The 6,143-nt window shown below is 37.0% G+C and carries 5 protein-coding genes; 4 read left to right on the forward strand and 1 reads right to left on the reverse strand.

Going from position 1 to position 6,143, the window contains the following annotated elements; genetic code table 11:
* Positions 1 to 19: 19 nt before the first annotated feature.
* The 3 genes from AC1DOS_RS03600 to lepB all read left to right on the forward strand — a co-directional run bounded on the left by AC1DOS_RS03600 (position 20) and on the right by lepB (position 2,944).
* Entirely contained in the window at positions 20 to 1,390 is a 1,371-nt protein-coding gene (locus AC1DOS_RS03600) for an FAD-binding oxidoreductase (protein ID WP_477536432.1), read from the forward strand.
* A gap of 361 nt (positions 1,391 to 1,751) precedes the next feature.
* Positions 1,752 to 2,399: an alpha/beta hydrolase gene (locus AC1DOS_RS03605; protein ID WP_477536433.1), complete on the forward strand. Its 648-nt coding sequence runs from the start codon at positions 1,752 to 1,754 to the stop codon at positions 2,397 to 2,399.
* 17 nt (positions 2,400 to 2,416) lie between these two features.
* On the forward strand, positions 2,417 to 2,944 hold the full coding sequence (lepB, locus tag AC1DOS_RS03610; protein ID WP_108584797.1) for a signal peptidase I: 528 nt from the start codon (positions 2,417 to 2,419) through the stop codon (positions 2,942 to 2,944).
* Positions 2,945 to 3,087: 143 nt separating this feature from the next.
* On the opposite strand, the gene AC1DOS_RS03615 is transcribed toward lepB, so the two are convergent.
* Positions 3,088 to 3,618 carry a YhcN/YlaJ family sporulation lipoprotein gene (locus AC1DOS_RS03615; protein ID WP_477536434.1) on the reverse strand — a complete coding sequence of 177 codons (531 nt, stop codon included), beginning with the start codon at positions 3,616 to 3,618 and terminating at the stop codon, positions 3,088 to 3,090.
* Positions 3,619 to 3,839: 221 nt separating this feature from the next.
* Between AC1DOS_RS03615 and AC1DOS_RS03620 the strand changes: the two genes are divergently transcribed.
* Positions 3,840 to 6,005 carry a malate synthase G gene (locus AC1DOS_RS03620; RefSeq protein ID WP_477536435.1) on the forward strand — a complete coding sequence of 722 codons (2,166 nt, stop codon included), beginning with the start codon at positions 3,840 to 3,842 and terminating at the stop codon, positions 6,003 to 6,005.
* Positions 6,006 to 6,143 lie beyond the last annotated feature (138 nt).

Raw genomic sequence — 6,143 nt, forward strand, 5'->3', positions numbered from 1 at the left:
TGAAGAGTGGGGGAGTAAAGTGAGTTATTTAGATGAACTAAGAAAATTTCTTTCTCCTGAGAGGGTTTCTACAAATGAAGTGATATTGGATCAGCATAGTAAAGACGAATCTTACCATAAGCCGTTTTTACCAGATGCAGTCGTTTTCCCAGTCAGTGCTGAAGAAGTTAGTCATGTTATGAAAATTTCCGAAAAATTCAAGGTTCCTATTATTCCTTTTGGATTAGGGACCAGCTTAGAAGGACATGTGATTCCTTATAGTGGGGGAATCACAGTCGATTTCTCTTTAATGGATAAGATTCTAGAAGTTTCTCCAAATGATTTTTTAGTAAGGGTTCAGCCAGGGGTTACTCGCTCCAAGTTAAATCAAGAACTGAAAAAACATGGCTTATTCTTTTCAGTTGATCCAGGAGCGGATGCAACTCTAGGTGGCATGGCGGCGACAAATGCTAGTGGAACTACGTCTGTACGATACGGCGTGATGCGTGATCAAGTTAGAGATTTGGAAGTCGTCCTCGCTAATGGAACCATCATCCATACTGGGAATTTAGCAGCTAAGTCATCTTCAGGATATAACTTAAACGGGTTATTCGTAGGGTCAGAAGGGACTTTAGGATGTTTTACAGAACTAACTTTACGCGTGTTTGGGATTCCTGAAATGACTGTTGCTGCAAGGGCATCCTTCGAAACCATTGAACAAGCAGTGGAGTCAGTAGTCGGTATTCTTTCTGCTGGCATTCAAGTTGCACGTATTGAATTGGTGGACCAGCATTCTATTGCAATGGTCAATATCTATAGTGGGACAGACTATCTTGTCGCACCAACACTATTTTTAGAATTCCATGGCAATGAAGCAGGCTTAATGCAAGATATGGAGTTTGCAAAAGAGATATTAGCTGATAACAAGTGCTGTGAATTTGAATTCGAAAAAGACTCGGAATCACGAAACCAACTGTGGGAAGCACGTCATAATTTAGCGTATGCGGTTATGCGAGCTCATCCAGGAAAAAAGTTGATGGTAACAGATGTGTGCCTACCAATTTCTGAGTTAGCAAACGGCATTGAGTCTGCAAAATCCGAGATGGAAAAATCTGAGTTACCAGGTGGTATCGTCGGACATGTTGGAGATGGTAATTATCACGTTCTTTTAATGGTAGATGTAGAGGATGAGGACGAAATGAAGAAAGCGGAGAGTTTTAACAGACACATCGTAGAATTTGCCTTAAGTAAGGGTGGATCATGTACAGGTGAACATGGTGTTGGTATAGGCAAAATGAAGTATCAATCTATGGAACATGGAAAATCACTACAGGTAATGCAGCTGCTGAAAAAGACACTAGATCCTCTTAATTTGATGAATCCAGGAAAGATGTTTTATTTAGACGAATGAGATTAAAAAGAAGCTAAGGGGCTTCAAAATTGACCTTGAAATTGTATCTCCAAGCTATTTAATTGCCTCCTGAATTTGCTTCTTTTACATTAGGGTCCGTATGGGTTAAATAGTGAAAATTGAATGTAAGGTTGGAGCGGCTGAAATTTGGTATTTTCAGCCGCCTTTTCTATGTGGGGGTGGCTATTATTTTGTTCTCCCAAAACAAGAATTAATTCTTGCTTATTTCATCCAATTTATTACAATTATACATAAGTAATATTAAAGTAAAAGTGAAAATAAATAATTCTAAATATATCCATTATTTTGCTATTAAAATATTGGGATATTATGTATAATTAAGTGAGTGGAGGGGTTTTCAATGAAAGAAAGCAAAGGTAGCGTTGAGGGATATAAAAATATGTCTGTTCCGTTTACTTTAGTAAGTAAAGAAGTGGACTCGAAGAATTTAGTTGTGTTTTTACCCGGCGCAGCTTATACCGTGCAAAGCCCTGCGTTTCATTATTCACAAAAGATTTTTTTAGATAAAGCTTTTGATGTACTTCAGGTTAATTATCGATATAACGATAAAGTTTATGATGAATTCACTATGGAGGAGCTAAGTGAAGCTATTAAATTCGATATAAAAACAGTGTTAGATGAGGCTTTGAAAGACACATCATATGAGAAATTTTATTTGGTAGGTAAGTCACTCGGAACCATTGCAATGAGTTCGATAATAGATCGGAACATGTTTAAAGAGGCTAATACCATTTGGTTAACCCCATTACTACACAGAGATGATGTTTTCGCAGCAATGGTTAATTGTGAAAATCGAGGATTATGTATTATTGGAGATAATGACCGCTGTTATGTTAAAGAGAGATTTAACGAATTGAAAGCCAAACCAAATATTAGGGCAACGTTGCTTCCAAATGTTAACCATAGTTTGGAGTACGACCACAATATGGTCGAATCTATAGATGTATTGAAAAGCTTAATAAACGATATTCAAGAATTTGTTGTTTAAGTTGAGGGGAAATTCTTATGAATGAAAGCCTTAAAAAAGAAATATGGTCTTGGATTAAAGCGATTGTATTAGGTGTAGCCATCGTCTTTATTTGTCGTGAGTTTATGGTTACCCCTGTTAAGGTGGAGGGGAAGTCCATGACACCAACTTTTGAAGATAATAATCGCGTTATTGTTTCCAAAATGAGTAAGGTAGATCGTTTTGATATGATCGTGTTCCATTCTCCCGTATCCAACGAAGATTATATTAAACGAGTCATCGGTCTCCCTGGAGATATCGTCGAAGTGAAAAATGATGTGTTACATATTAATAATATTATTTATGAAGAACCTTACTTGAAAGCGAATAAAAAATTACTTTCAACTCAAGAGCAATTAACGGACGATCTTAAAGTGAAGGTTCCAGAAGGGTCTTTATATGTGATGGGGGATAATCGGAAGAAAAGTAGTGATAGCCGGGACATCGGTTGTATTACTGAAGATGAAGTAGTGGGTGAAGTTAAGTTTCGATATTTCCCATTCACTGATTTCGGTACACTTGAATAATGTAGCCATTTTGTGAACCTTTCAGAACAAATAGATCAAATGAAAGAACGACTCGTTCACTTACCGAAGAATACTTCCCTTAGGTAGCAACATTATAACGAAGAAAAAACCTACAATTATTTGTAGGTTTTTTCGTTGTGTGATTATTTTGCGTCAGGGAATATTCGTTTAGTTAGTTCGCCAAATTCTTCAAATAATCCTTCTACAGGTTTACCTTGTTCAACCTTCTTACGATATTCGTCCATACGACTGACGAAATCAGGGTTTATAGAAACATAAACGTTATCAACATTGGCGTTTACCTCTTTTACTTTTTCTCCAATTTTATCTTCGATTTGTTCGAGCTCTTTTGAACCCTCTGCTATTTCTGATCCGTCTGGGTTTTTGTTTAATACAATTGCTACATAGGCGTTGTTTTCTGTAACTATAACAGTGGAGCTATCCACTTCTTCTAATTCATCAATCTTAGCCGAAGCATCTTGAGCAAGTTCTAAATTCTTATCATCTGTTGCGATATCCTTATCTTTTTCAGCTACATCTCCATTATTATCTGTGTTAGTGGCTGTATCATTATTATCTGTGTTAGTAGCGGTATCATTATTATCTTTATTGCCACATCCCGTTAATGCAATACATAGAAGAGTAGCTGACAGTAACATCCATATTTTTTTCATTAGTTTAAATCCCTCCATTTTTTGATGATTGATTTAGGATGGACTTAATTCATTTTTTTATTCTGCATAAGAGAATTTTGTTAATTTGAATCCTGTAATAAATCCAGAAAATATAAGGGTTTTTTTAAAAAAAAATTTTTTAAAAAACTACACAAAAAACGTTGTGTTCTAATACAATATACAATATAATATCTGTTATATAACAACGGAAGGGTGATTAAGTGATTGAACTTAACGGTTTGAAAATTGCCAATGACCTGTATCAATTTGTTGAAGATGAAGCTTTACCAGGTAGTGATGTTTCAAGTGAGGATTTTTGGAAAGGGTTCAGTCAACTGATCTCAGTAATGGTTCCAAAAAATAGAGATTTGTTAAGCCGAAGAAATCAGCTTCAAGAAATAATTGATCAGTGGCATGAACAGAACAACTGGTCAGAAAATCGAGTGAAATATGAAACGTTTTTAAAAGACATTGGCTACTGGGAACCAACAGCGAAACCTTTTAGCATTACAACTTCAAATGTAGATGATGAAGTTGCCATTCAACCAGGGCCACAGCTAGTCGTACCAGTCAATAATGCTCGTTACGCAATTAATGCAGCAAATGCACGATGGGGAAGTTTATATGATGCACTTTATGGTACAGATGTAATCGAAGAACATCACGGTACTGAAAGAGGAACGACTTACAATCCGCAAAGAGGGAACAAGGTTGTTGAGTATGCACGAAATTTTTTAGATCAAATTGCACCATTAGAACTGGGCTCGCATGCTCTTGCGACTGCATATCGATTTGAACAAAATCAACTTATCATCGTTCAAGGAAGCAATCAGACCGTTTTGCGTGAGCCGTCGAAATTTATTGGATTCATTGGAGATCATTCCTCGCCAACTGCGATTCTCCTTCAAAACAATGGGTTGCATGTGGAAATTCAGTTTGATCGACATCATCCGATTGGCATGACTGATTTAGCGGGAATAAAAGACTTACTTGTTGAATCTGCTTTATCGACGATTATGGATTGCGAGGATTCAGTGACTGCGGTTGATGCAGAGGACAAAGTAGTCGTCTATCGAAATTGGCTTGGTTTGATGAAAGGAACTCTCAAGGCGACTTTTAAAAAAGGTCAACATGAAGTAGTAAGAACGTTAAACAGAGACAGAAAATATCAAACGGTAAGTGGAGAAGAGCTTACTTTACGAGGTCGATCGCTTTTACTTGTACGAAATGTTGGTCATTTAATGACATCTAATATGATAATAGACCAGTATAATCAGGAAGTACCAGAAGGAATTATTGATACAGTAATGACCAGTTTACTTGCAAAGCATGACCTTTTAGGAAAAGGAAATATACGTAACTCTAAGAAGGGTTCTGTATATATTGTAAAACCCAAAATGCATGGTTCAGTAGAAGTAGCTTTTGCTAATGAGTTGTTTAACCGAGTGGAGGATATACTTGGACTAGAACGTTATACATTGAAAATTGGTGTCATGGATGAAGAACGAAGAACTTCTCTTAATCTTGAAAATTGTATTCGGGAAGTAAAAGATAGGATTGTTTTTATTAATACAGGCTTTTTAGACCGAACAGGTGACGAAATCCACACCTCGATGCTAGCAGGTCCTGTCATTCGTAAAAATGAAATGAAACATTCAAATTGGCTTCAGGCCTATGAAAAATCAAATGTTGATACAGGATTAATTTGTGGTCTACCTGGTCTTGCTCAAATCGGTAAAGGTATGTGGGCAATGCCGGATCGTATGAAGGATATGATGGAGCAAAAAGTAGGTCATTTGAAAGCGGGCGGAAATACAGCGTGGGTACCATCCCCAACAGCGGCAACTTTACATGCTCTTCATTACCATCAATTGTCTGTTTTGAAAGTGCAAGAAATTCTGAAACACGAAACTCGAGACAGAAGTACTGAAATCTTAACACTACCAATATCCACTGAAAAATGGTCTACAAGTGATATCCAACAAGAGCTCGACAATAATGCGCAAGGACTACTGGGATACGTGGTTCGTTGGGTTGAGCATGGCATTGGCTGTTCAAAAGTGCCTGATATTCACAACGTAGGGTTAATGGAAGATCGAGCAACGCTACGGATTTCAAGCCAGCATATGACAAATTGGCTTCATCACGGGATTTGCACAGAAAATCAACTATTGGAAACATTAAAGAGAATGGCCAAAGTCGTGGACGAACAAAACAGTGAAGACCCAGCGTATCACCCAATGTCTTCAGATTTTGAACGATCTATTGCTTTCCAAGCTGCCTGTGAACTTATTTTTCAAGGGAAAAATCAACCAAGTGGCTACACTGAGCCTATTCTCCATCGTCGTCGCCAAGAGTATAAGAATCGTTTGTATGCGAAAAATTAGACCATGGATCATTTAATAAAAAAGTATATTAAAAATTGGAGGGATTTACATGCAGGAACAACAAAGAGAATATAATTCAAAAGATGATTCTCAAGGCGTATTTTTCAATTCGAAGAATGACATAAGACAACTGAATAC

Source organism: Paenisporosarcina sp. P5_A11, from assembly GCF_056400705.1.

Bases quoted from the DNA above. Each gene is read 5' to 3' on its own strand.
- AC1DOS_RS03605 (WP_477536433.1), top strand. From the start codon at position 1,752: ATGAAAGAAAGCAAAGGTAGCGTTGAGGGATATAAAAATATGTCTGTT.
- AC1DOS_RS03615 (WP_477536434.1), bottom strand. From the start codon at position 3,618: ATGAAAAAAATATGGATGTTACTGTCAGCTACTCTTCTATGTATTGCA.
- lepB (WP_108584797.1), top strand. From the start codon at position 2,417: ATGAATGAAAGCCTTAAAAAAGAAATATGGTCTTGGATTAAAGCGATT.